Source organism: Pseudomonas sp. PDM10, assembly GCF_014852295.1.
Classification (GTDB): Bacteria; Pseudomonadota; Gammaproteobacteria; order Pseudomonadales; family Pseudomonadaceae; genus Aquipseudomonas.
Window position 1 is genome coordinate 477,278 of record NZ_JACVBJ010000005.1, and the last position, 23,944, is coordinate 501,221.

General features: G+C 59.3%; 23 protein-coding genes. 14 read left to right on the forward strand and 9 right to left on the reverse strand.

Features of this window, described 5'->3' with window-relative positions; translation table 11 throughout:
- The first annotated feature begins 47 nt into the window (after positions 1 to 47).
- The 8 genes from IB252_RS19765 to IB252_RS19800 all read left to right on the forward strand — a co-directional run bounded on the left by IB252_RS19765 (position 48) and on the right by IB252_RS19800 (position 10,103).
- Positions 48 to 1,538: an aldehyde dehydrogenase family protein gene (locus IB252_RS19765; RefSeq protein ID WP_008153370.1), complete on the forward strand. Its 1,491-nt coding sequence runs from the start codon at positions 48 to 50 to the stop codon at positions 1,536 to 1,538.
- Between the two features lie 201 nt (positions 1,539 to 1,739).
- The gene (locus IB252_RS19770) at positions 1,740 to 3,023 is read left to right on the forward strand and encodes an NAD(P)/FAD-dependent oxidoreductase (protein ID WP_192409992.1); all 1,284 of its coding nucleotides are present in this window, start codon (positions 1,740 to 1,742) and stop codon (positions 3,021 to 3,023) included.
- Between the two features lie 364 nt (positions 3,024 to 3,387).
- Entirely contained in the window at positions 3,388 to 4,521 is a 1,134-nt protein-coding gene (locus IB252_RS19775; RefSeq protein WP_111449242.1) for a branched-chain amino acid ABC transporter substrate-binding protein, read from the forward strand.
- Positions 4,522 to 4,693: 172 nt separating this feature from the next.
- Positions 4,694 to 5,608: an ABC transporter permease subunit gene (locus IB252_RS19780; protein ID WP_111449241.1), complete on the forward strand. Its 915-nt coding sequence runs from the start codon at positions 4,694 to 4,696 to the stop codon at positions 5,606 to 5,608.
- 3 nt (positions 5,609 to 5,611) lie between these two features.
- Positions 5,612 to 6,895: a high-affinity branched-chain amino acid ABC transporter permease LivM gene (livM, locus tag IB252_RS19785; protein ID WP_111449240.1), complete on the forward strand. Its 1,284-nt coding sequence runs from the start codon at positions 5,612 to 5,614 to the stop codon at positions 6,893 to 6,895.
- On the forward strand, positions 6,892 to 7,767 hold the full coding sequence (locus tag IB252_RS19790; RefSeq protein ID WP_111449239.1) for an ABC transporter ATP-binding protein: 876 nt from the start codon (positions 6,892 to 6,894) through the stop codon (positions 7,765 to 7,767). The genes livM and IB252_RS19790 overlap by 4 nt, the downstream gene beginning before the upstream one ends.
- A complete protein-coding gene (locus IB252_RS19795; protein ID WP_008153378.1) occupies positions 7,764 to 8,480 on the forward strand; it encodes an ABC transporter ATP-binding protein in 717 nt (238 codons plus the stop codon). The genes IB252_RS19790 and IB252_RS19795 overlap by 4 nt, the downstream gene beginning before the upstream one ends.
- A gap of 852 nt (positions 8,481 to 9,332) precedes the next feature.
- A complete protein-coding gene (locus IB252_RS19800; RefSeq protein WP_192409993.1) occupies positions 9,333 to 10,103 on the forward strand; it encodes an SDR family oxidoreductase in 771 nt (256 codons plus the stop codon).
- A 118-nt stretch (positions 10,104 to 10,221) separates the two neighbouring features.
- On the opposite strand, the gene IB252_RS19805 is transcribed toward IB252_RS19800, so the two are convergent.
- From IB252_RS19805 to IB252_RS19835, 7 genes are all read right to left on the reverse strand, one after another.
- Positions 10,222 to 11,355, reverse strand: a complete 1,134-nt coding sequence (locus IB252_RS19805) for an AGE family epimerase/isomerase (protein ID WP_192409994.1) — start codon at positions 11,353 to 11,355, stop codon at positions 10,222 to 10,224.
- Positions 11,356 to 11,539: 184 nt separating this feature from the next.
- Entirely contained in the window at positions 11,540 to 12,112 is a 573-nt protein-coding gene (locus tag IB252_RS19810) for a HupE/UreJ family protein (protein WP_192409995.1), read from the reverse strand.
- Positions 12,113 to 12,146: 34 nt separating this feature from the next.
- The gene (ureG, locus tag IB252_RS19815; RefSeq protein WP_008157381.1) at positions 12,147 to 12,761 is read right to left on the reverse strand and encodes an urease accessory protein UreG; all 615 of its coding nucleotides are present in this window, start codon (positions 12,759 to 12,761) and stop codon (positions 12,147 to 12,149) included.
- A gap of 37 nt (positions 12,762 to 12,798) precedes the next feature.
- Positions 12,799 to 13,473 (reverse strand): urease accessory protein UreF, encoded by a 675-nt coding sequence (locus IB252_RS19820; RefSeq protein ID WP_111449235.1) that lies wholly within the window; start codon positions 13,471 to 13,473, stop codon positions 12,799 to 12,801.
- The gene (gene ureE, locus IB252_RS19825; RefSeq protein WP_111449234.1) at positions 13,470 to 13,970 is read right to left on the reverse strand and encodes an urease accessory protein UreE; all 501 of its coding nucleotides are present in this window, start codon (positions 13,968 to 13,970) and stop codon (positions 13,470 to 13,472) included. Before ureE ends, IB252_RS19820 begins: the two co-directional genes overlap by 4 nt.
- A gap of 244 nt (positions 13,971 to 14,214) precedes the next feature.
- Complete coding sequence (locus IB252_RS19830) at positions 14,215 to 14,847, reverse strand: TetR family transcriptional regulator (protein WP_046054906.1); 633 nt, start codon at positions 14,845 to 14,847, stop codon at positions 14,215 to 14,217.
- A gap of 156 nt (positions 14,848 to 15,003) precedes the next feature.
- Positions 15,004 to 15,516 (reverse strand): hypothetical protein, encoded by a 513-nt coding sequence (locus tag IB252_RS19835; protein WP_192409996.1) that lies wholly within the window; start codon positions 15,514 to 15,516, stop codon positions 15,004 to 15,006.
- Positions 15,517 to 15,904: 388 nt separating this feature from the next.
- On the opposite strand from IB252_RS19835, the gene IB252_RS19840 reads away from it, so the two are divergent.
- Positions 15,905 to 17,980, forward strand: coding sequence for an AsmA family protein (locus tag IB252_RS19840; RefSeq protein WP_192409997.1), 2,076 nt, complete (start codon positions 15,905 to 15,907; stop codon positions 17,978 to 17,980).
- Between the two features lie 117 nt (positions 17,981 to 18,097).
- Here IB252_RS19840 and IB252_RS19845 read toward each other — a convergent pair whose 3' ends face one another.
- Positions 18,098 to 19,033, reverse strand: coding sequence for a LysR substrate-binding domain-containing protein (locus IB252_RS19845; protein WP_192409998.1), 936 nt, complete (start codon positions 19,031 to 19,033; stop codon positions 18,098 to 18,100).
- A 110-nt stretch (positions 19,034 to 19,143) separates the two neighbouring features.
- Here IB252_RS19845 and IB252_RS19850 point away from each other — a divergent pair, with 110 nt between their 5' ends.
- From IB252_RS19850 to IB252_RS19860, 3 genes are all read left to right on the forward strand, one after another.
- Complete coding sequence (locus tag IB252_RS19850) at positions 19,144 to 19,782, forward strand: FMN-dependent NADH-azoreductase (RefSeq protein ID WP_192409999.1); 639 nt, start codon at positions 19,144 to 19,146, stop codon at positions 19,780 to 19,782.
- The gene (locus tag IB252_RS19855) at positions 19,783 to 20,088 is read left to right on the forward strand and encodes a DMT family transporter (protein WP_008157366.1); all 306 of its coding nucleotides are present in this window, start codon (positions 19,783 to 19,785) and stop codon (positions 20,086 to 20,088) included.
- A gap of 109 nt (positions 20,089 to 20,197) precedes the next feature.
- Positions 20,198 to 21,088, forward strand: a complete 891-nt coding sequence (locus IB252_RS19860; RefSeq protein ID WP_192410000.1) for an esterase/lipase family protein — start codon at positions 20,198 to 20,200, stop codon at positions 21,086 to 21,088.
- Between the two features lie 90 nt (positions 21,089 to 21,178).
- Here IB252_RS19860 and IB252_RS19865 read toward each other — a convergent pair whose 3' ends face one another.
- On the reverse strand, positions 21,179 to 22,066 hold the full coding sequence (locus tag IB252_RS19865) for a DMT family transporter (RefSeq protein WP_192410001.1): 888 nt from the start codon (positions 22,064 to 22,066) through the stop codon (positions 21,179 to 21,181).
- Between the two features lie 96 nt (positions 22,067 to 22,162).
- Between IB252_RS19865 and IB252_RS19870 the strand changes: the two genes are divergently transcribed.
- Positions 22,163 to 22,945 (forward strand): AraC family transcriptional regulator, encoded by a 783-nt coding sequence (locus IB252_RS19870; RefSeq protein WP_192410002.1) that lies wholly within the window; start codon positions 22,163 to 22,165, stop codon positions 22,943 to 22,945.
- 206 nt (positions 22,946 to 23,151) lie between these two features.
- A complete protein-coding gene (locus IB252_RS30185) occupies positions 23,152 to 23,934 on the forward strand; it encodes a dermonecrotic toxin domain-containing protein (protein WP_225607498.1) in 783 nt (260 codons plus the stop codon).
- Positions 23,935 to 23,944 lie beyond the last annotated feature (10 nt).

Sequence of the window (23,944 nt, forward strand, 5' to 3'; positions counted from 1 at the left end):
AATCAATCCGGCTGCACGTTTTCTGTTTTTTGCTTGAGGAGTGACCCATGGTTGCCGCATTGCTTGATCGTCTTGGTGTGAACCCGGCCCTGTACCAGAACGGCAAAGTGCCGGTGCATTCGCCGATCGATGGCAGCCAGATCGCCGCCGTGAACTGGGAAGGCGCCGCTGAAGTCGAGCAGCACATCAGTCGTGCAGATCATGCGTTCGAATTGTGGCGCAAGGTCCCGGCCCCGCGCCGTGGCGAACTGGTCCGCCAACTGGGCGATATCCTGCGCGAGTACAAGGCCGACCTCGGCGAGTTGGTGTCCTGGGAAGCCGGCAAGATTACTCAGGAAGGTCTGGGTGAAGTTCAGGAAATGATCGACATCTGCGATTTCGCCGTCGGCCTGTCCCGTCAGCTGTACGGTTTGACCATCGCTTCCGAGCGTCCTGGCCACCACATGCGCGAAACCTGGCACCCGCTGGGCGTCGTTGGCGTCATCAGCGCATTCAACTTCCCGGTCGCAGTCTGGGCCTGGAACACCGCGCTGGCGCTGGTCTGCGGCAACCCGGTGATCTGGAAACCGTCGGAGAAAACTCCACTGACCGCACTGGCCTGCCAGGCACTGTTCGACCGCGTATTGAAGAACTTCAGCGACGCGCCGCCGCACCTGAGCCAAGTCATCATCGGCGGTCGCGATGCCGGCGAAGCCCTGGTCGATGACCCTCGTGTCGCGCTGATCAGCGCCACCGGCAGCACCCGCATGGGCCGTGAAGTGGCGCCGAAAATCGCTGCACGTTTCGCTCGTAGCATTCTGGAACTGGGCGGCAACAACGCAATGATCCTCGGCCCAAGCGCGGACCTCGACATGGCCGTACGAGCCATCCTGTTCAGCGCCGTCGGCACTGCCGGTCAGCGTTGCACCACGTTGCGTCGCCTGATTGCCCATGAATCGGTGAAAGAAGAAATCGTCACCCGCCTGAAAGCCGCGTACTCCAAAGTGCGTATCGGCAACCCTCTGGAAGGCAATCTGATCGGTCCCCTGATCGACAAACACAGCTTCGAAAACATGCAGGACGCGCTTGAGCAGGCCTTGAGCGAAGGCGGCCGGGTGTTCGGCGGCAAGCGCCAACTGGAAGACAAATTCCCTAACGCTTATTACGTCTCGCCGGCCATCGTTGAAATGCCGGAGCAGAGCGATGTGGTTTGCCACGAAACCTTCGCGCCGATTCTGTACGTGGTCGGTTACAAGGACTTCGACGAAGCGCTGCGCCTGAACAACGCCGTGCCACAAGGCCTGTCGTCGTGCATCTTCACCACTGACGTACGTGAAGCCGAGCAGTTCATGTCGGCGGTGGGCAGCGACTGCGGCATCGCCAACGTTAACATCGGCCCGAGCGGCGCGGAAATTGGCGGGGCGTTTGGCGGCGAGAAAGAAACGGGCGGCGGTCGTGAATCCGGTTCCGATGCATGGCGCGGCTACATGCGCCGTCAGACCAACACCGTGAACTATTCGCTGGAGTTGCCGTTGGCTCAAGGCATTACGTTCGACTGAGGTTGAGCCAAGCAGTGATCCCCTGTGGGAGCGAGCTTTTGTGGCGAGGGGATTTATCCCCGTTGGACTGCGCAGCAGTCCCATTATTTGAGGCCGCTTCGCAGCCCAACGGGGCGGTGCGACGATTCGCTAAATCCCCTCGCCACATAGATCATCCACATTCAATGAATGTTTTTGTTAGGTTTCTGTTGGAGTCTGGCAATGCCGTTACGCGAAGAGTGTCTGTGGGAAAAACTGACGCCGCAAAGGCCTGACAACACGGCGCTCAAGGGCGAGGTGACGGTCGATGTCTGCGTCATCGGCGCCGGTTTTACCGGTCTGTCGGCGGCGGTGCATCTGCTGGAAAAAGGCAAAAGCGTCTGTGTGCTGGAAGCCCATCGCGCCGGTCATGGCGGATCGGGGCGCAACGTCGGGCTGGTCAATGCCGGGATGTGGATTCCACCGGACGAGATCGAGGCCGGTTTCGGCGAGGCGGTCGGCAGTCAGCTCAATCGCATGCTCGGTGCGGCACCGTCCCTGGTGTTCAGCCTTGTGGATAAGTACAACATCGACTGCCAGCTGCGTCGCGAAGGCACGCTGCACATGGCGCACAACGCCCGTGGCGAAGCGGATTTACGCAGTCGTGAAGAACAATGGAAACGTCGTGGCGCGCCGGTGGAACTGCTGACCGGTCAAGCCTGCGAACAAGCGACGGGCACCAAAAAGATCGCCGCTGCGCTGCTCGATCGTCGAGCCGGCACGATCAACCCAATGGCTTACACGACGGGGCTGGCCAAAGCGGCCATCGGTCTGGGCGGTCAGTTGTTCGATCATTCCCCGGTGACCCGACTCGAACGTCAGGGCCAGCGCTGGTCGGTACAAACCGCTCAGGGTTCGGTGCTTGCCGAGCAAGTCGTGATTGCCTCCAACGCCTACACCGAAGGTGACTGGACGCAATTGCGGCGTAACTTCTTCCCCGGTTATTACTATCAAGTGGCGTCGGTCCCGCTGACCGAAGAGGCTGCGCAGCAAATTCTCCCGGGTGGCCAGGGTTCCTGGGACACCCGCCAGGTCCTCAGCAGTGTTCGTCGCGATAAGGACGGCCGTCTGCTGCTCGGCAGTCTCGGTAATGGCAATCAGAAACCGACCTGGTTTCTCAAAGCCTGGGCCGACCGGGTTCAGCAGCACTATTTTCCTTATCTCAAACCGGTGGAATGGGAGTGCACCTGGACCGGTTGCATCGCCTTCACCCCCGATCATTTGATGCGTTTGTTCGAGCCAGCGCCCGGTTTAGTGGCAGTCACCGGTTACAACGGCCGGGGCGTCACGACTGGCACGGTGGTCGGTAAAGCCTTTGCCGATTATCTGTGTAACGGTAATCCTCAAGCGCTGCCGATTCCCTTTGCGCCCATGCAGCCATTGGCGGGTGTGGGATTGCGCAGCTGTCTGTACGAGGCCGGATTCTCGCTGTATCACGCAGGCCAGTGCCTGCGGATCGTTATTTGATTGTTGAAATTTGTTGCTGAAAGCGGCGCTTTTTCGCGCAGCGGCTAGCCTGTAAAAGGTGCGGGTTGTAGCAGTTGCGCACCAGCAGTGTGCACTTCGGTGACGCACGTTGTTACAGGCTGGTTGCACGTCGTTTGGCGCCGCGGTTGCAATGATGGCGCGCTCGGGTTGCGCCTTTAAAAATAAATGGTTTCACCTTCCGCGGTTTAGACGGTTGCACGCCCAATGAAAATGGGATCGAAACAGTCGAAATAACAATAAAGCAGCGACTTTTTTCAGAATAAAAAACCGATGGCACGGCCCTTGCTCTGAGCATTCAGGAAGTCGCAGTGCCAACTAAAAAAAAACCTTGGAGCACCACCTCATGTCCCAGACGTTTTACAAAAAAGGCTTTTTGGCCCTCGCAGTGGCAACTGCGTTGGGTGTTTCTGCGTTTGCACAGGCTGATGTGAAAATCGGTGTGGCGGGACCTATGACAGGCGCCAACGCGGCATTTGGCGAGCAGTACATGAAGGGTGCACAGGCTGCGGCCGATGCGGTCAACGCAGCGGGCGGCGTAAACGGGGAAAAAATCGTACTGGTCAAAGGCGATGACGCCTGCGAACCGAAACAGGCTGTGACGGTCGCCAAGGACCTGACCAACCAGAAAGTCGCTGGCGTAGTCGGTCACTTCTGCTCCTCCTCGACCATCCCGGCTTCGGAGATCTACGACGAAGCGGGCATCATCGCGATCACTCCAGGCTCCACCAACCCACAAGTTACCGAACGCGGCCTGAGCGCCATGTTCCGTATGTGCGGTCGTGACGACCAGCAAGGCATCGTGGCCGGCGACTACATCGTCGACGTGCTCAAAGGCAAGAAAGTCGTGGTGCTGCACGACAAAGACACCTACGGTCAAGGTCTGGCGGACGCCACCAAGGCACAACTGGTCAAGCGCGGCGTAACGCCAGTGTTGTACGAAGGCCTGACCCGCGGCGAGAAAGACTTCAGCGCCGTGGTGACCAAGATCCGTGCGGCCGGTGCCGACGTGGTCTACTTCGGCGGCTTGCACCCGGAAGCCGGTCCACTGGTTCGCCAACTGCGTGAACAAGGCCTCAAAGACGTCAAGTTCATGTCCGATGACGGCATCGTGACCGATGAGCTGGTGACCACCGCCGGTGGCCCGCAAAACGTTGACGGCGTGTACATGACCTTCGGTGCTGACCCGCGCCTGCTGCCGGACAGCAAGACGGTAGTGGACGAGTTCCGCAAAAAAGGCACCGAGCCTGAAGGCTACACCTTGTACGCCTACGCTTCGGTTCAAACCCTGGCTGCAGCTTTCAACGGCGCCAAGTCCAACAAGGGCGAAGACGCTGCCGCGTGGCTGAAGAAGAACCCAGTCAAAACCGTCATGGGCGAGAAGACCTGGGACAGCAAAGGCGACCTGAAAGTCTCCGACTACGTGGTTTACCAGTGGGACAAGGACGGCAAATACCACCAGCTGGAAAAACAGAAGTGATATGAACTGCTGATCTGCCCGGGGCCTGGTGCACCGGGCAGATCAATCAACATGTCCGTGCAGTACCTGTCTTTTCTCGTAGAGCTGCACACAACCGTGTTGCGCCGGCGGCTGAACCCCGGTCCGTTGCAACCCGCTTCTGTGCAGTCTCTCAAATGCGTGAGATTGCGTTATGGATGGTATTTTCCTGCAGCAACTGGTCAACGGCCTGACCCTCGGGTCGGTCTATGGCCTGATCGCCATCGGCTACACAATGGTCTATGGCATCATCGGCATGATCAACTTCGCCCACGGCGAGGTTTATATGATTTCCGCTTACCTCGCGGCAATCAGTCTGGCTCTGCTGGCTTACTTCGGTATTGAATCCTTCCCTCTGCTGATGCTCGGCACCCTGGTCTTCACCATCATCGTCACGGCGGTGTATGGCTGGGTCATCGAGCGCGTCGCCTACAAACCGTTGCGCAACTCCACACGACTGGCACCGCTGATCAGCGCCATCGGTATTTCGCTGATCCTGCAAAACTATGCACAGATCGCCCAGGGCGCCCGTCAACAAGGCGTACCTACACTGCTGACCGGTGCATGGCGAGTTGAAGTCGGGAGCGGCTTCGTACAACTCACCTACACCAAGATCTTCATTCTGGTCGCCGCGTTTGTCGGGATGGGCCTGCTGACCTACGTCATCAAGTACACCAAGCTCGGCCGCATGTGCCGCGCGACCCAGCAAGACCGCAAGATGGCCTCGATTCTAGGGATCAACACCGATCGAGTGATTTCCTATGTGTTCATCATCGGTGCAGCAATGGCGGCCCTGGCCGGCGTGTTGATCACCATGAACTACGGCACGTTCGACTTCTACGCAGGCTTCGTCATCGGCATCAAGGCGTTCACCGCTGCGGTACTCGGCGGGATTGGTTCGCTGCCTGGCGCCATGCTCGGCGGGATCATTCTCGGGATCTCCGAGTCGCTGTTCTCAGGTCTGGTGAACTCGGACTACAAAGACGTTTTCAGCTTCTCGCTGCTCGTTCTCGTTCTGGTCTTTCGGCCCCAAGGCCTGCTCGGCCGTCCTCTTGTGTCGAAGGTGTAAGCGATGTCTTCAACCACTAAAAAAACCATTGATGTCAAAAGAAGCCTGGTTGACGCGATTCTTGCCGGCCTTGTCGCCCTGATTGTGTTCGGCCCGATTGTCGGCATTGTCCTTGACGGCTACGGCTTCAACCTGCAGCCGACGCGCGTGGCCTGGATCGTTGCCATTGTCATGGCTGGCCGCTTTGCCCTGAGCCTGTTCCTGCAATCCCCCAAGGGCCTGAAAATCCTCGAAGGCTTTGAAAGCACTGGCTCCGGGGTTCATGTATTGCCACCCGATTACAAAACCCGCCTGCGCTGGATTGTGCCGCTGGTGATTGTCATCGCCGTGGTGTTCCCGTTTTTCTCCAACTCCTACTTGCTGGGCGTGGTCATCCTCGGACTGATCTACGTGTTGCTGGGCCTGGGGTTGAACATTGTGGTCGGTCTGGCTGGTCTGCTCGACCTGGGTTACGTGGCGTTCTACGCCATCGGTGCCTACGGTTTGGCGCTCGGATATCAATACCTGGGGCTGGGCTTCTGGACGGTGCTGCCGCTGGCGGCGATCACTGCGGGCCTTGCCGGTTGCATTCTCGGTTTCCCGGTGCTGCGCCTGCACGGTGACTACCTGGCGATCGTGACCCTGGGCTTCGGTGAAATCATCCGTCTGATTCTCAACAACTGGCTGTCCCTGACTGGCGGCCCAAATGGTATGCCGGCCCCGTTGCCGACGTTCTTCGGCCTCGAGTTCGGCAAAAGAGCAAAGGACGGCGGCGTACCTTTCCATGAGTTCTTTGGCATCGCCTACAACCCGGATGTGAAGTACTACTTCATCTATGCGGTGTTGTTCCTGGTGGTATTGGCCGTGCTGTACATCAAGCACCGCCTGACTCGCATGCCGGTCGGTCGCGCCTGGGAAGCCTTGCGTGAAGATGAAATCGCTTGCCGTTCCATGGGCCTGAACCATGTTTTGGTGAAGCTCTCGGCGTTCACCATCGGTGCATCGACGGCCGGTCTGGCGGGTGTGTTCTTCGCCACCTATCAAGGTTTCGTCAACCCGACCTCGTTCACCTTCTTCGAATCGGCATTGATCCTCGCCATCGTGGTACTCGGCGGCATGGGCTCGACCATCGGCGTGGTGATTGCGGCGTTCGTGCTGACCGTCGCCCCGGAACTGCTGCGGGGGTTTGCGGAATACCGCGTGCTGCTGTTCGGCGTCCTGATGGTGTTGATGATGATCTGGCGACCGCGCGGCCTGATTCGGATCAGCCGTACCGGTGTGACCCCGCGTAAAGGAGTAGCGCCATGAGCGAAGTCGTACTCTCGGTCGAGAAGCTGATGATGCACTTCGGCGGCATCAAGGCGTTGAACGATGTCAGCCTGAAGGTCAAGCGCAACTCGATCTTCGCCCTGATCGGCCCCAACGGCGCCGGCAAGACCACCGTGTTCAACTGCCTGACCGGTTTCTACAAGGCCTCGGGCGGCAAGATCGAACTCAACGTGCGTGGCGAGCGGACCGATGTCATCAAAATGCTGGGTGAACCGTTCAAGGCGACTGATTTTGTATCGCCGAAAAACTTCATCAGCCGGCTCCACTACAAGATGTTCGGCGGCACTCATCTGGTGAACCGTGCCGGCCTGGCGCGGACCTTCCAGAACATTCGCCTGTTCAAGGAAATGTCGGTGCTGGAAAACCTGCTGGTGGCCCAACACATGTGGGTCAACCGCAACATGCTGGCCGGCATCCTCAACACCAAGGGCTATCGCAAGGCTGAAAGCGATGCGCTGGACCACGCGTTCTACTGGCTGGAAGTGGTGGACCTGGTGGACTGCGCCAACCGTCTGGCCGGTGAGCTGTCCTACGGTCAGCAACGCCGTCTGGAAATCGCCCGGGCCATGTGCACCCGGCCGCAGATCATCTGCCTCGATGAACCGGCCGCCGGCCTCAACCCTCAGGAAACCGAAGCGCTGAGCGCGATGATCCGGCTGCTGCGCGACGAGCACGATCTGACCGTGGTGCTGATCGAACACGACATGGGCATGGTAATGAGCATTTCCGACCACATCGTGGTGCTGGACCACGGCATCGTCATCGCCGAGGGCGGGCCTGATGCGATTCGTAACGATCCGAAAGTGATTGCGGCCTACCTGGGCGCCGATGAAGAGGAAGTGGTGCTATGAGCCAACCCATCCTCGAACTGAAGGATCTGGATGTGTTTTACGGGCCAATCCAGGCTCTGAAGAATGTCTCGCTGCACATCAATGAGGGGGAAACCGTCAGCCTGATCGGCTCCAACGGCGCCGGCAAATCGACCCTGCTGATGTCGATTTTCGGTCAGCCGCGGGCGGCGGACGGGCAGATCATCTATCAGGGTGTGGATATCACCCACAAGTCGTCCCACTACATCGCATCCAACGGCATCGCTCAATCGCCGGAAGGCCGGCGGGTGTTCCCTGACATGACCGTCGAGGAAAACCTGCTGATGGGCACCATTCCGATCGGTGACAAGTACGCCAAGGAAGACATGCAACGCATGTTCGAGTTGTTCCCGCGACTCGAAGAGCGGCGCACGCAGAGGGCGATGACCATGTCCGGCGGCGAGCAGCAAATGCTCGCTATCGCACGTGCGTTGATGAGCCGGCCGAAACTGTTGTTGCTTGACGAGCCGAGCCTGGGTCTGGCGCCAATTGTGGTGAAACAGATCTTCGCAACCCTGCGGGAGCTGGCCAAAACCGGCATGACCATCTTCCTGGTGGAGCAGAACGCCAACCACGCCCTCAAACTGTCCGACCGGGCGTACGTGATGGTTAACGGCGAGATCCGCCTCACAGGCACCGGCAAGGAACTGCTGGTTAACGAGGAAGTGCGTAACGCCTATCTCGGCGGCCACTGATTCTGCGCTGCAACAACAAGCCCCGACGAGCAATCGCCGGGGCTTTTTTACATCTCCCAAACACCAAAAATCAATGTGGGAGCGAGCCTGCTCGCGATAGCGGTGAATCAGTCACTTCACCGTTGACTGACCTACCGCTATCGCGAGCAGGCTCACTCCCACAGGTATCTTCCACAGGTGTCTCTGTGTGCTTTCCGGAAATTGTGGAAAACAATATTCACAAGCTCTCAAAGCGCGACATAAAGCCGCTGCAAATAGTTGTTTTGTCACGGTTTTGACTTGTCCCCGTTTGCTGTGGAGCTGGCTGTGAATAACGTGGGAGTAGCTGGCTGAAAGCCTTTGAAACCGCGGCTTGCAGAGTTGTGGTTGTTTTTTGATCAGGCGTTTTTACAAGACCGCGAGCGGGCTTTGTCAACCTTTTTGTTAGTGACGAAAACGGGCAGAAACAGGGTGGAGCTGCCTGTGGATAAGTCTGTGGTTAAACTCTGGAAAGACTCGGCTGAAGGCCGTAGTTACTGGCTTGGCGCCATCGTCGGTATGACCGGTCAATCGTGCAAAATGCCATGGGCTACACACCCGGCGATCCAGGGTCAAGCAAAAAAATTTCCAATTTCCCCGCAAAGCCTTGTACACAGCGGCTTACAGCTTTTCCACTTGCCCCCGGAAACTGTGGACCGGCCTGTGGATAAGGTGCGCGCACATGGCTGAAAGCCACGGCAGGTAAGGCGTGGCAACGTTTGATCGTTTTTTGTACAGGTTCTGCGGTAGTTGCCGCTGTGGGCAAGGCCGGGCATGCTGGCTGCTGATTTTCTATTCCAGTGGCTGTCGATCAGCCGAAGCAAGGAGAACACGATGTCCAACACCCTGTTTATTACCGGCGCGACCTCCGGTTTTGGTGAAGCCTGCGCCCGTCGTTTTGCCGAGGCCGGCTGGAAACTGGTGCTGACCGGTCGTCGTGAAGAGCGCCTCAATGCGCTGTGCGCCGAGTTGTCGAAGCAGACCGAGGTCCATGGCCTGGTGCTCGACGTGCGTGATCGCAAGGCCATGGAAGAGGCAATTGCCAATCTGCCGCCGTCCTTCGCCAAACTGCGCGGGCTGATCAACAACGCCGGGCTGGCCCTGGGCGTTGACCCGGCGCCCAAGTGCGACCTCGACGATTGGGACACCATGGTCGACACCAACATCAAAGGCCTGATGTACAGCACTCGTCTGTTGTTGCCCCGCCTGATCGCTCACGGTCGCGGTGCCGGCATCGTCAACCTTGGCTCCATCGCCGGCAATTACCCGTACCCGGGCAGCCATGTGTATGGCGCGAGCAAGGCATTCGTCAAACAGTTCTCCCTGAACCTGCGCTGCGACCTGCAAGGTACGGGCGTGCGGGTGAGCAATATCGAGCCGGGCCTGTGCGAAAGCGAGTTCTCACTGGTGCGTTTCGCCGGTGACCAGGAGCGTTACAACGCGACCTACGCCGGTGCCGAGCCGATCCAGCCGCAAGACATCGCCGAGACCATTTTCTGGGTGCTCAATGCCCCGGCTCACATCAACATCAACAGCCTGGAGCTGATGCCGGTGAGCCAGACGTGGAGTGGGTTTGCGATTGAGCGTAATGCTGGCAAGGCGTAAGACCGCGTAACGGCCATCGCGGGCAAGCCACGCTCCCACAGGTTTTATGTTGAATCGCCATTTCGCGAACGACACAACCCCTGTGGGAGCGGGCTTGCTCGCGAAGGCGATCGCCCAATCAGCGAAGATACTCGGCCAGTCCGCGATAGCAGGTTGCCAAGTGATAAGGCGTGGTCGACGGCATGTCCCGACGTGTCACATCACCGTTCTCATCACGACACTCATACCAGCCACCCCTATGCAGGGAATGCTGTTGCAGCGCCTGCAATTGGCGTAGCACCGCGGCCTCGCTGTCTGGCCGCAAGGTCAGGGCGCGCAGGTATTCAGCCTGCGCCCAGATTCGCTGTGTAGCATCCCGAGGTGGGCTGTCCGGTTCCAGGTCGAGCATCGCCCGCACGGCGCCGGTCTGTTGATCGACACCCAGTTGTTCGGTGCACGCAAAAGCGCGTTCCAGAGAAGCATGCAGGGTCGAACCGCGCAGCAACGAAGACGACTCCAGCAGGAAATACCACTCGAACTGATGCCCCGGTTCAAACCAGTTATCCACAGCGCCCAGCGGTTTTTCCATTAACACACTGTGTTGCGGGTCGATAAAACGCTTCTGCATGGCTGTGCATAACTCGACGAGCGCGTCTTGCACGGCGACGTCTTCGCGCACCGACAGCGTGGCGAGGAAGGCTTCGGCCAAGTGCATCAGGGGATTTTGCAGCGGCCCCGACTCAAGCGAAGACCAGTCACGGTCGAGGCTGGCTTCGTATAGGCCGTCGCCCGTGGCAAAGCGCTGCGCGACCACTTCCAGTGCGGCGTTGAGCACCGATGCCACCCGCGGCTCGCGGACCTTGTCCCAGTAATGGGCGCAGGCGAACAGGATGAAAGCGTGGGTATAGAGGTCTTTGCGCTGATCCAGCGGTGCACCCTGGGGGTCGACGCTATAGAACCAGCCGCCATGCTCGGCATCGTGGAAATGCTGCTGCAGGGAGCGGAACAGCGCTGCGGCGCGCTCTTCGGCGGCCGGTACCTGGCCGATCAGGCTGGAAAACAGGTAAAGCTGCCGCGCGCAGGCCATGGCCCGGTAGCGTTGGGGCGGCAGCGGTTGGTGTTCGGCGTCCAGCGCTTCATAGGGCAGCGCCATGTCGGCATTCCAGCCGGGCCCTTGCCAGAGCGGCACGATCACGTCCAAAAAGTGCTGTTGCACCGAGGCAAACAGAGCGGTCAATTCAGGCTGGGGAGCGGAGCGGGGAACAGGCGGCATTGGCTGGCGTCGTCACGGCAGGGTTGATTGCGCGACATGTTAGCAGAGAGGCCGGCCAGAGAGATCGATCGTTCCCACGCTCTGCGTGGAAATGCAGCCCGGGACGCTCCGCGTCCCTTTCGAAGCGGACGCGGAGCGTCCAATAAGGCATTCCCACGCAGAGCGTGGGAACGATCATGGTCAGCTAGCCCGCCAGCAACCACACGCCAGTCGCCGCCGAGGCCGCACCCGCCAGTCGAACCAACGGCGCCGCCGCTTGCGGCAACACCCGCACTACGGCGTAACCCAATCCATGCAACGCAGCCGTCGCCGCTACGAAACCCGCTGCATATGCCCAAGGGCTCGACATCTGCGGCAATTCCAGTCCGTGCGCCACCCCATGGAACAGTGCAAACAAAGCGGTTGCCGCAACGGCGAGGCTCAACGGCGGACGCACGGCCAACGCCACCGCCAGACCCAGCGCCAGCACCGACGCCGCAATCGCGCTCTCCAGCGCCGGCAGGTTCAGCCCTTCAAACCCCAGCAACCCGCCGATCAGCATGAAGCCGACGAACGTGCACGGCAGCGCCCAGCGTGCAGCGCCTTTCTGTTGTGCCGCCCACAAACCGACCGCAACCATCGCCAACAAGTGATCGAGGCCACCGACCGGGTGGCTGATGCCGGCGATCAAACCGTTGTCGCCATGCCCCGGGTGGGCGAAGGCGATGGCCGGGGTCAGCAGCAGGGTCATGGCGCCCAGAATGCGTTTAAGTGTCATGGATAGCTTCCTTGTTGATAAAAGTTGATCGTCTTTACGCTGCTGTCAGTAAGCCCTGGCGTTCGATGAAGGCAATGATTTCTTCCAGGCCGAGGCCGGTTTTCTGGTTGCTGAAAACGAACGGTTTGCCGTTGCGCATGCGCTTGGTGTCGCTGTCCATCAGTTCCAGCGACGCACCCACCAAGGGCGCGAGGTCGATTTTGTTGATCACCAGCAGATCCGATTTGCAGATCCCCGGCCCACCCTTGCGCGGCAGCTTGTCGCCGGCCGAGACATCGATCACGTAAATGGTCAGGTCGGACAGTTCCGGGCTGAAGGTGGCAGACAGGTTGTCGCCACCGGACTCCACAAGGATCAGGTCCAGCCCCGGAAAGCGGCGGTTCAGTTGGTCCACGGCTTCGAGGTTGATCGAGGCGTCTTCGCGGATTGCCGTGTGCGGGCAGCCGCCGGTTTCCACGCCGATGATTCGCTCTGGCGCCAGGGCTTCGTTGCGCACCAGAAAGTCGGCGTCTTCACGGGTGTAGATGTCATTGGTGACCACCGCCAGGTTGTAGCGGTCGCGCAACGCCAGGCACAGGGCCAAAGTCAAAGCGGTTTTGCCGGAACCGACCGGGCCGCCGATGCCGACGCGCAGAGGTTGTGTGTTCATGTGCTTCTCCAAAATAACAGGGCCAAAATAACAGGCCCTAGGAACGGAATAGACGGCTGTACTGGCGCTCATGGGCCATGCACGCCAGGGACAGGCCGAAAGCAGCGCTGCCATAGTGTTCGGGGTTGATTCGGGTGGCGTTCTGCTGAGCCTCTTGCAGCAGCGGCAGCAATTGGCTGGTCAGGCGTTGCGCGGCTTGCTGGCCCAGTGGCAGGGTTTTCATCAGCACCGCCAATTGGTTTTCCAGCCAGCTCCAGAGCCACGCCGCCAGCGCATCTTGCGGGCTGATATTCCAGGCGCGAGCGGCCAGTGCCCAGCCGAGGGCCAGGTGCGGCTCGGGACGTTGTTCGAGAAAAGCACGGGCGGGCGCATCGAGTTCTGGCAAACCGTTGAGCAGTTGCTGCAACGAATAACCCATCTGCCGGCTTTCCTGATGCAGCTCGCGAGTTTCCCGGCTGGCGCGATGTTCTTCGCAACGTTGCAGCAATTCACCCCAGTTCTCATCAAGGGCGGCCACGCAATGGGCGAGCAGCAACGGCGCTTCGAAACGCGCCAGGTTCAGCAGTAACTGATCACTGATCCAGCGACGGGCGCTGTCAGGATCATTCACCCGGCCGTTATCCACCGCCATTTCCAGGCCTTGGGAATAGCTGTAACCGCCAATCGGCAACTGCGGACTGGCCAGGCGCAACAGCGCCCAGGCCGGGTTCATAGCCGCACGCCGAACTGGTGCAGTTTTGGCGGGTAGTTGAAGTCTTCGTCGCCGTGGCGCGAGTGGTGATGGCCGCCGCCATAGGCGCCGTGTTCCGGCTGGAACGGTGCTTCAATGTTCTCGACCTTGGCATCAAGCTGTTCGAGCATGGCCTTGAGCACGTAGTCGTCGAGCAGGCGCAACCAGCCATCGCCGACTTGCAGGGCGACGTGGCGGTTGCCCAGGTGATAGGCCGCGCGAGTCAGTTCGAAAGCGTTGGCGCAGGTGACGTGCAGCAGTTGTTCGGCCCGGGCACAGACGCGCACGATGCGCCCGTCTTCGGCTTGCAGGCACTCGCCGTCATGCAGCGGTGGCTGACCTCGCTCTAAAAACAGCCCGACGTCTTCACCCTCGGCACTGAAACAGCGCAAACGGCTTTTGCTCCGGGCTTCGAAGGTCAGGTGCAACTCGGCGGCCCAGACGGGTTGAGGGTCGATTCTGCGATGAATCACCAGCATCGGAAGGCTTCCAGCATTGGACGATGCTTAGGCTAGAGCAAGGGGCTTGCCAATCGGGTGATGCGTAGGAAATGCCTGTCGGAGCTCAGTGGATGTTTCAGAATTTTGGATCATGTTGGTGCATGCGGGGTTTTCGCGCACCAATGTGGGAGCGAGCCTGCTCGCGATGGCGGAGTATCAGTCACATCAAGTGTTGACTGTTGCGACGCTATCGCGAGCAGGCTCACTCCCACAGGGGGGGTATTTACTCGGTACTGCCGAGGCCTTGCCAATGCTTGAGGCCAATAAAGATAAAGCGCAATTGCTGGGTAATTTTCGCCTGTGGCGTCAGATGCTCGGGCAGCGCCTCGGCAGGCGGATCAATGATGTCCGGCAAGGTCGCGAACACGCTTTTGACAATCAGGTCAGCCATGACGCTCAGGCCGGCGATGTCCAGGTGTTGCAGCTTCGGCATCAAGGACAAGTCGGCCGCCAGGTCCGAGCTAATGTCTTCGCGCAAGCGGCCAATGGCCTGGCGCACTGGCAACGAGCCGCCGTATTGCTCGCGAGCGAGAAACAGGAACTGCGAGCGATTGGCCGTGACCACGTCGAGAAAGATCCGCACCGAGGCGTCAATGATGCCGCCCATGACGAACTCGTTGTGGCGCACCAGGCGAATGGTTTCGCGGAAGGTCTGACCGACTTCACTCACCAGCACCAGGCCCAGTTCATCCATATCGGCGAAATGCCGGTAGAAACCGGTGGGCACGATCCCCGCGGTTCTGGCGACTTCGCGCAGGCTCAGGCTGCCGAATCCTCGGCCGCATTCCATCAAGTGGCGGGCAGCATCCATCAGGGCGTTACGGGTCTGTTGTTTCTGTTCGGCGCGGGGCAGCATCGCAAGGGTGTTTTCTGGATAAGACAGCGGCGCACTCTAGCAAATCGGCTTTGCCGGCGTCGAATGGCTATCGGGAGATCAAGCGGGGAAGTGAGGCATCTATAACGTCAAAAGCCCAATCCGGGGATTGGGCTTTTTTTCAGGGCCGCCATGGGCTCAGCTCAAAGCGCTGTTGCGTTCGATGACACGGTCACCACCACCTTCGGCCAGGGTTTGGCCTTGTGGAGTGCGGTCGGAACCGTCAGCAGCCAGGGTTTGGCCTTGTGGAGTGCGGTCGGAACCGTCAGCAGCCAGGGTTTGGCCTTGTGGAGTGCGGTCGGAACCGTCAGCAGCCAGGGTTTGGCCTTGTGGAGTGCGATCGGAACCGTCAGCAGCCAGGGTTTGACCTTGTGGAGTGCGATCGGAACCGTCAGCAGCCAGAGTTTGACCTTGTGGAGTGCGATCGGAACCATCAGCAGCCAGGGTTTGACCTTGTGGAGTACGATCCGAGCCATCCTGGGTGATCAGGCCTTTTTCTTTCAGGCGATCATTGCCACCTTCAGCGACGGTTTGGCTGAACACCGAGTGGGTGGATTTGACCTGTGGGGTCGCCTGGTCAGCAGCTGGCAGGGCGAAAGCAGTGCTGGCCAGCATTGAAAGTGTAAGGCTAAGCAGTAATTGGCGTTTCATGATTGGGTGCTCCGTTGGAGGGCGATAAAGTGGGTACGAGGGCAATGCTACTCTTGATAAGTCGATACAAAAGTTCATAAACGCAATGGTAATAATCAACGGAATTGATTGTTCCGTGAAACGGCTCTAAATCGGGCGTTTCCGGCGGATGTTTTTGCGCTGAGATGGGTATTTTCCACTCACTTGCGCCTTGCAAAAGTGCGGGGCCGGTAACGCTGGATTGAGGGCGCATCCTGTCGCCGACCGATTATTTGAACGTTAAGCGGTATTTCGGTTAAACCTGCGAGCCGTTTTTCAGTCGTAGATTCCATGGCAGGCTGGTTCTGGCCTAACGTTTCAAACGTGCGTCGCAGTCAAGGGCGCTCAGTCGTATCAGGAGCCCTGTGCAATGACGCGCACTCGTAAAGTGTTTACCTGGACCCTCGCCAGCCTGGTTGTCCTGCTGTTCGTACTGGTTCTGATCATCGCGTTCTTCGATTGGAACCGGATCAAACCACCGCTTAACGCCAAGGTTTCCGAAGAGCTGCACCGTCCGTTCGCCATCAACGGCAACCTCGAGGTGGTCTGGCAACGTGAGCCCGAGGAGGGCGGCTGGCGCGCGTGGGTGCCGTGGCCGCATGTCGTGGCGCAGGACTTGAGCCTGGGCAACCCGGACTGGTCGAAGAAGCCGCAAATGGTCACCCTCAAACGCGTCGAGTTGCGCATCTCGCCCCTGGCCTTGCTGGCGCAGCGCGTGGTGATCCCGCGTATTGACCTGACCGAACCGAATGCCGATCTCCAGCGCCTTGCCGATGGTCGCGCTAACTGGACCTTCAAGTTCGACCCCAAAGACCCGAACGCCGAGCCTTCACGCTGGGTGGTGGATATCGGTGCGATCGGCTTCGACAAAGGCCACGTGATCCTCGACGACCAGAGCCTGAAGACTCAGCTCGACTTGATCATCGACCCGCTGGGCAAACCGATTCCGTTCAGTGACATCGTCGGTGACAAAGCCGCGAAAACCGCGTCGGAAAAGGGCGCCTCGCCGCAGGATTACGCGTTCGCGCTGAAGGTCAAAGGCCAGTACCACGGCCAGACACTCGCGGGCGAAGGCAAGGTCGGAGGTCTGCTGGCGTTGCAGGACGCGGCCAGACCGTTCCCGCTTCAAGCAAAAGTGAACATCGCCGACACCCGTGTCGAACTGGCCGGCACCCTCACCGATCCACTGAATCTCGGTGCCCTGGACTTGCGTCTGAAACTGGCCGGCACCAGCCTGGGCAATCTCTACCCGCTGACCGGGGTAACCCTGCCGGACACACCGCCGTACGAGACTGACGGCCACTTGATCGCCAAGCTGCATGAAGCGGACGGTGCAGTGTTCCGTTACGAAGAATTCAACGGCAAGATCGGCCAGAGCGATATCCATGGCAGCCTGACTTATGTCGCCAGTCAGCCGCGCCCGAAGTTGAGCGGATCGCTGGTTTCCAATCAACTGCTGTTTGCCGACCTGGCTCCGCTGATCGGTGCCGATTCCAACGCCAAACAAAAGGCCCGCGGCGGCGAAAGCAACCAGCCGGCGGACAAGGTGTTGCCGGTCGAAGAGTTCAAAACCGAGCGCTGGCGCGATATGGACGCCGACGTCGAGTTCACTGGCAAGCGCATCGTCCACAGTGAAAAACTGCCGTTCAACGATCTCTACACCCACCTGATGCTCACTGATGGCGTGCTCAGCCTGGAACCCCTGCGCTTCGGTGTCGCCGGCGGTAACCTGGACGCTCAGATTCGCCTCAATGGCCGAACCGAACCGTTGGAAGGCCAGGCAAAACTCACTGCACGCAAGTTCAAACTCAAGCAGTTGTTCCCGACCTTTGAACCGATGAAAACCAGTTTCGGCGAACTCAATGGCGATGCCGACATCACCGGTCGTGGCAACTCGGTGGCCAAACTGCTGGGCACCGCCAATGGCAATCTGAAGATGCTGATCAACGATGGTGCTATCAGCCGCGAGTTGATGGAGCTGGTCGGGCTGAACGTCGGCAACTATGTGGTGGGCAAGATCTTTGGCGACAAGGAAGTGAAGATCAACTGTGCTGCCGCCGACTTCGACATCAAGACCGGACTGGCGACCACGCGTCTGTTCGTCTTCGATACCGAAAACGCGATCGTCTACATCGATGGCACCGCCGACATGGCGACTGAGCAACTGGACCTGACCATCACCCCGGAATCCAAGGGCTGGCGCGTGATTTCGTTGCGTTCGCCGCTGTATGTACGGGGCAAGTTCATCAAACCTGATGCCGGTGTGAAGACTGTGCCGCTGATGCTGCGCGGAGCCGGAATGGTTGCACTGGGTGTGATTGCCGCGCCTGCGGCGGGCTTGCTGGCGCTGATAGCGCCGAGCGCTGGCGAACCGAATCAGTGCGCGCCGTTGCTGGAGCAGATGAAGGCCGGCAAGGCACCCGTCACCGTCAAACCCACCAAGTAATTCGTTGGTGGAGATCGTTCCCACGCTCTGCGTGGGAATGCCTCAATGGACGCTCCGCGTCCGCTCTTGGGACGCAGAGCGTCCCGGGCTGCATTCCCACGCAGAGCGTGGGAACGATCAGTCAGCTGCTGAAGGCTGTGATCTTGGCAGTAACCCTGATAACGCTGCTTCTTCCCGCAACCACGCAAAAAACGCCCGCACCGGCGGATGCCGTTCGCGCCCCGGCACGCACAGTGCAGCGTAACCGGCACCATCGACCTGAACCTCACCCTTGTAAGCCACCAGCAAACCACTGGCCACGGTCTCGGACACCAGAATATTGCTCGCCAGCACCAGGCCTTGCCCGGCAATCGCCGCTTGCAGGGCGTAATGCTCTTCGTCGTATTCACGAACCGCTGGCTGGCCGGCAAGCCAGGTCTCGCCGGATTGTGCGCACCAGGCTTCCCAGCCGTGGGCGTACAGTTTGGAGTTGTGCCAGCGCACGCTGATCAGCGTCGGCGCTTGGCTGGCGGCCAGGGCGACTTGCTCGGGCGAGCCGTAGACGCCGAAGGATTCGTCGAACAGGCACAGGCCATAAAGGTTCGGGTAATCATCGAGGCTGTAGCGCACCACCAGATCGACGCTGGCGTCCTGATGCAGATCGATGACTTCGCAATGGGTATCGAGCCGCAGGCTGATGTTCGGGTGCCGGGCGTAGAACCGGCCCAACCGGGGCACCAGCCACAAGGCAGCGAATGCGGCGGTGGTGGAGATCGTCAGGCTCGCGCCGCTGCGTTGCGGGCGCAAGGTATCGACACTTTGCGCCACTTCCAGCAAGGCACCGTGCAAGCTGTGGAACAGCCGTTCACCGCAGTCCGTCAGGCGAACTTGCCGTGGCAGTCGCTCGAACAGCGGCACACCGAGCCAGGTCTCCAGCGAGCGAATCTGATGGGAAACCGCCGTCGGTGTCACCGAGAGTTCTTCGGCGGCTGCCTTGAAGCTCAGCAGGCGCGAGGCGGATTCAAAGGCGCGCAGGGCGGTCAGCGGCAGCGAGGCAAACATTGAAAGCTCCATGGATGAAATGAATTCATCCAGACTGATTTTTGCTCATTTGAAGAGGGGCGGCTGTGCGCTTCAAGCTGCAAGCCACCAGCAGTTTGAGTTTAGTCCTTCAGGAGATTCAGATGAGCACAATTCTTGCCATACATGCCAGCCCCCGTGGCGACCGTTCTCATTCCCGGCGCTTGGCCGAGGTATTTCTTTCAGCTTGGCAGGCGGTCAATCCGCAGTCGCACCTGACCCGTCGCGAAGTCGGTCGGGCGTTGATTCCGCCGGTCAACGAGGCGTTTGTGGCCGCCGCGTTTTACCCCGAGCCCGATGCGCGGCCGCTGTCGATGCAGGCCGACCTGGCGTTCAGCGATGAACTGGTGGGTGAATTGCTCGGTCACGATTTATTGGTGATTTCCACGCCGATGCACAACTTCAGCGTGCCCAGCGGCCTCAAGGCCTGGATCGATCAGATTGTGCGGTTGGGGCTGACCTTCAATCACACCCTGGACAATGGCGTCGCTCAATACGAGCCGCTGGTGCAGGGCAAGAAGGCGTTGATCGTCACCAGTCGCGGCGGGTTCGGTTTCGGGCCGGGTGGAGAACTTGAGGCAATGAACCATGCCGATCCGTTGTTGCGAACGGCATTGGGGTTCATCGGCATCACCGACATCACGGTCGTGGCCGCCGAAGGCGAAGAGTCCGAGGAACGCACCTTCCAGATCTCCGCCGCCGAGGCCGAGCAGCGTTTGCGGGCGCTGGCCAGGGAGTTCTAAATGGCCTGGCTGTTTTTGCTGATCGCCGCCGGCTTCGAGGTCACCTTTGCCATGGGCATGAAATACGCCGAGGGCTTCACCCGGCTCTGGCCATCGATGATCACCGTGGTGGCCGCGGTGGGCGGGATCTACTTCCTGACCCTGGCCATGCGCGAGTTGCCGGTGAGCATCGCTTACCCGATCTGGACCGCCATCGGCTCACTGGGCACGGTGTTTCTCGGGTTTGCGTTGCTCGGTGAAAGCCTGACGGCGGTCAAACTGGTGTCGGTCGGATTGATCGTGGCGGGGGTGGTGGGGCTGAAGTAGCGCGGGATGTCATAGACTGGTCGCCGAGTTGTCATCTTCGATGCCGATGCTTGGCTGATGTCTTGCATCCCGCCTGGCGTCACTTCACCGATCACAAGGATGTTCGCCCATGTCGCAAGGTTCCGCCCCGCGTTACCCGTTGGTGCTGGTCCCGGGAATGCTCGGGTTTATCCGTCTGCTGATCTATCCGTATTGGTTCGGGATCATTTCTGCGCTGCGCCGGGGTGGGGCGACGGTGATTGCGGTGCAGGTCTCGCCGATCAACTCCTGCGAAGTGCGCGGCGAGCAACTGCTGGCGCGGATCGAGGAAATCCTGCGGGAAACCGGGGCCGAGAAGGTCAATCTGATCGGCCACAGCCAAGGGGCACTGACCGCCCGCTATGCCGCGGCCAAACGCCCGGACCGGGTCGCCTCGGTCACCTCGGTGGCAGGACCCAATCACGGCTCGGAGCTGGCGGATTACCTGCACAAACACTATCCGGGAGACAGCGCCAAGGGGCGTTTGCTCAGCGTGTTGCTGCGCTGGATCTGTGCGCTGATGAGCCTGCTGGAAACTGGTTATCGCGGACCGAAATTACCGGTTGATATCCATGCCTCCCATCATTCACTGACGACGGAAGGCGTGGCGCTGTTCAACCAGCGTTATCCACAGGGCTTGCCTGATACCTGGGGCGGGCATGGGCCGGAAGAGGTCAACGGCGTGCGGTATTACTCATGGTCCGGGACCTTGCAGCCGGGCAAGACCAATCGCGGGCGAAACCTGTTTGATGGGACTAACCGCAGTTGTCGGTTGTTTGCCAGAACCTTCGTTCGAGAAGCCGGGCATTGCGACGGAATGGTCGGGCGTTACAGCTCGCATCTGGGGACAGTGATTGGGGATGAGTATCCGATGGATCACTTCGACATCGTCAATCAGTCGTTGGGATTGGTGGGCAGGAGCGCGGAGCCGGTGCGGTTGTTTGTCGAGCATGCGGCGCGGTTGAAAGCCGCTGGGGTTTAGACCGCGTTATCGTTCATCGCGAGCAGGCTCGCTCCCACAGAGGAATGCATTCCAAAATGTGGGAGCGAGCCTGCTCGCGATGGCGTCAGATCAGGCAACCCTGATCTTACGACCCAAAACGGTGGTCCAGCGCTCAGAAAGAATCACCCCACCCAACGTTAATATCCCGCCCACCAAGTGATACATCGCCAACTGCTCATGCAGCACCACCGCCGCAATCAGCGCAGTAATCAACGGCAGCAAATTGAAAAACAGCGTAGTCCGGCTCGGCCCCAGGCGGATCACGGCCTGCATCCATGCCAATGGCGCAACCATCGAAGCCAGCAGGCAGGCGTAAAGCACCAGCGGAATGTTCTGCAGCGTCAGACCGATCTTCGGTGAAGCGAGGAACAGCGGAAACAGTACCGCCACGGCCACCCATACCTGCATGTACAGCAACACCAGCGGCGGTAAACGCAGCTGCCATTTTTTCAGCAGCGTGCTGTAGATCGCGTAGGCCAGGGTGGCGATCAGCATCATCGCGTCACCCAGGTTCACCCCGTGTTCGAGCAGCGCACCAAGGCTGCCGGACGAGACGACCACCAATACCCCCGCGAACGACAGCACCGCACCGGCCAGTGCGCCGATGGTCAGGCGCTGGCCGAGGCTAATGATCGCCATGGCCAGCGACATCAGTGGCATCAGCGACAGGATGATGCCCATGTTGGTGGCCGAGGTCAGGCTCGCCGCGAAGTACGCCAGGCTTTGGTAAACCGCCATGCCGAGCACGCCGAGGACAAAGATCTTGCCCAGGTTCGGGCGGATCGCCGGCCAATGGACGATCACCGGTTTGAGCATGAAGGGGGTGAACAGCAGTCCGGCAAGCAGCCAGCGGTAAAAGCCGATCTCGGCGGGGAAGATCGCCCCGGCCGACATCTTGGTGATCACGGTGTTGCCGGCCCAAATGAAAATGGCCAGCAGGGGATAAGCGTATTGCATCAGAGAAAACCAGAGCGTTAATGAGGGGTGATTATCGCCTGTCTGGATACAAGCCTATACTTCGAACCAGACAACCTGCCCCTGATGACGGACAGCATGAACAGTAAACACATCGATCTGCTCGACTTCAGCGAACTGCCGGCCCCGGTGTACTTCCGTTATGCCGACTTTGATGCGCATCGTTATGCCTCGGCGCACCGTCATCCATGGGGCACGCTGGAGTATTCGGCCCACGGCGTATTGCACATGGAAATCGGTGGCAGCCGCTTCATGTCACCGCCGCAATACGCGGTATGGGTGCCGCCGCAGACCGAACACAGCTTCTATAGCCATCAGCCGATCAACTATCGCGCGGTCTGCCTGGCTCCGCCGATGTGCCAGGACCTGCCGCAACAGGCCTGCACCCTGGCCATCAGCGACATCCTTAAAGCGATCCTCAAAGACTTCGCCGGCCGCGATGTGAAGATTCCCGAGCACGAAGCCGACCAACGTCTGGCCCAGGTGTTGGTGGACCAACTGCAGCAGGCGCCGGTGCAGGAGTGTTATTTGCCCTACGCCAGCAGCCCTGGCTTGTTCGGGATACTCGAAGCCTTGCAGGCCGAGCCCGGTGATAACCGACCTTTGGCGGAGTGGGCCGCGCAGATCCATGTCAGCGAACGCACCCTGGCGCGGCGGTTCGTGCGTGAGTTGGGCATGAGTTTTGGCGAGTGGCGGCAGCGGTTGCGGTTTCTGGCAGCGATCGAAGCGCTGGACAGCCACCGCAGCATCCAGGAAATCGCCTTTGACATGGGCTACAGCACGGGCTCTGCGTTTATCGCGATGTTTCAACGCCAGGCAGGGTGCACGCCGGAACAGTATCGGCGACACCGGGGAGCCTGATGTTCCTGAGTAGTAGTGTTTCTTAAATAATACTGAATGAGCGTTAATTGAATGTTGCGGTGTCATGTGTTGTAGCGTTGTTTAGTTGACATCTGTTTTATTGCGAAGCCTCTTACAGGTTTTGTCGGAAATACACTCAATAAAATTTCTATGCTTCGCTGTATGCTCCAGTACGCATTTATTAACTTGCTTTGGAGTCATCAATCATGGGGTATTCAGTTTTAGTTAGCCTCCCGTCTGTATCAACTACGCAAGAAAAAAGTATACATCATGAATTTATCAAAGAGGCTTTACCCACCTGGGTGACTGATGCCTCGTTAGAAAGAGTACGTGCGCTGAAGCTTGGGATGTCCGGTATCCCTCAATGGAGTAAAGAAGCGTCTTCGGCATTGCACTCACGTCTGAAAAAAACGATGGTGGCAAGTTGGGAAGCCCAAAATCATGTCGACCGAATGCTAGGTGAATTGCAAGATGTTTACGCATTTGCCGAACCTTTACTGCATCAGGCATTGAAACAACAATACGGAGTCGACATCGATGTTAGAAACACCTATTTAAAGTTGTTCTCTCCGGCAAAGTTGTCCCCGTGGGCGCATAACATTACGGGCGGTGTCAGTTCTCGAACCGTCTCCATGCTTGATGCGGCATTGCACAACTTTGCACTCAATGAAGTTCTGCTCTCTGACTCGCAGTTTATTTCCAGACCTGACGAGCTGGGTCGCTTTGAAATACTGGACATCCGAAACAAGGTGTCTATCGAACAGTTCAAGGCAGTATGTCGGGAACTGGATATTGGCGCTCAATACAAAGAACACCTCGAAAGTTATTTGCGTCCCAGCGATGGCCTGGCAAAAGGCGTGGTGCAGCACAGAATTATCAAAAGTCAGAAAGCCGCGCTGAATGCCTCCATGGATTGGGCCTTGATGCGAAAAGATATCTCGGCCAACGGCTATCGGGTGATGAAGGGCATACTCGAGGGGGGGGGGTAAAGGCCTGACA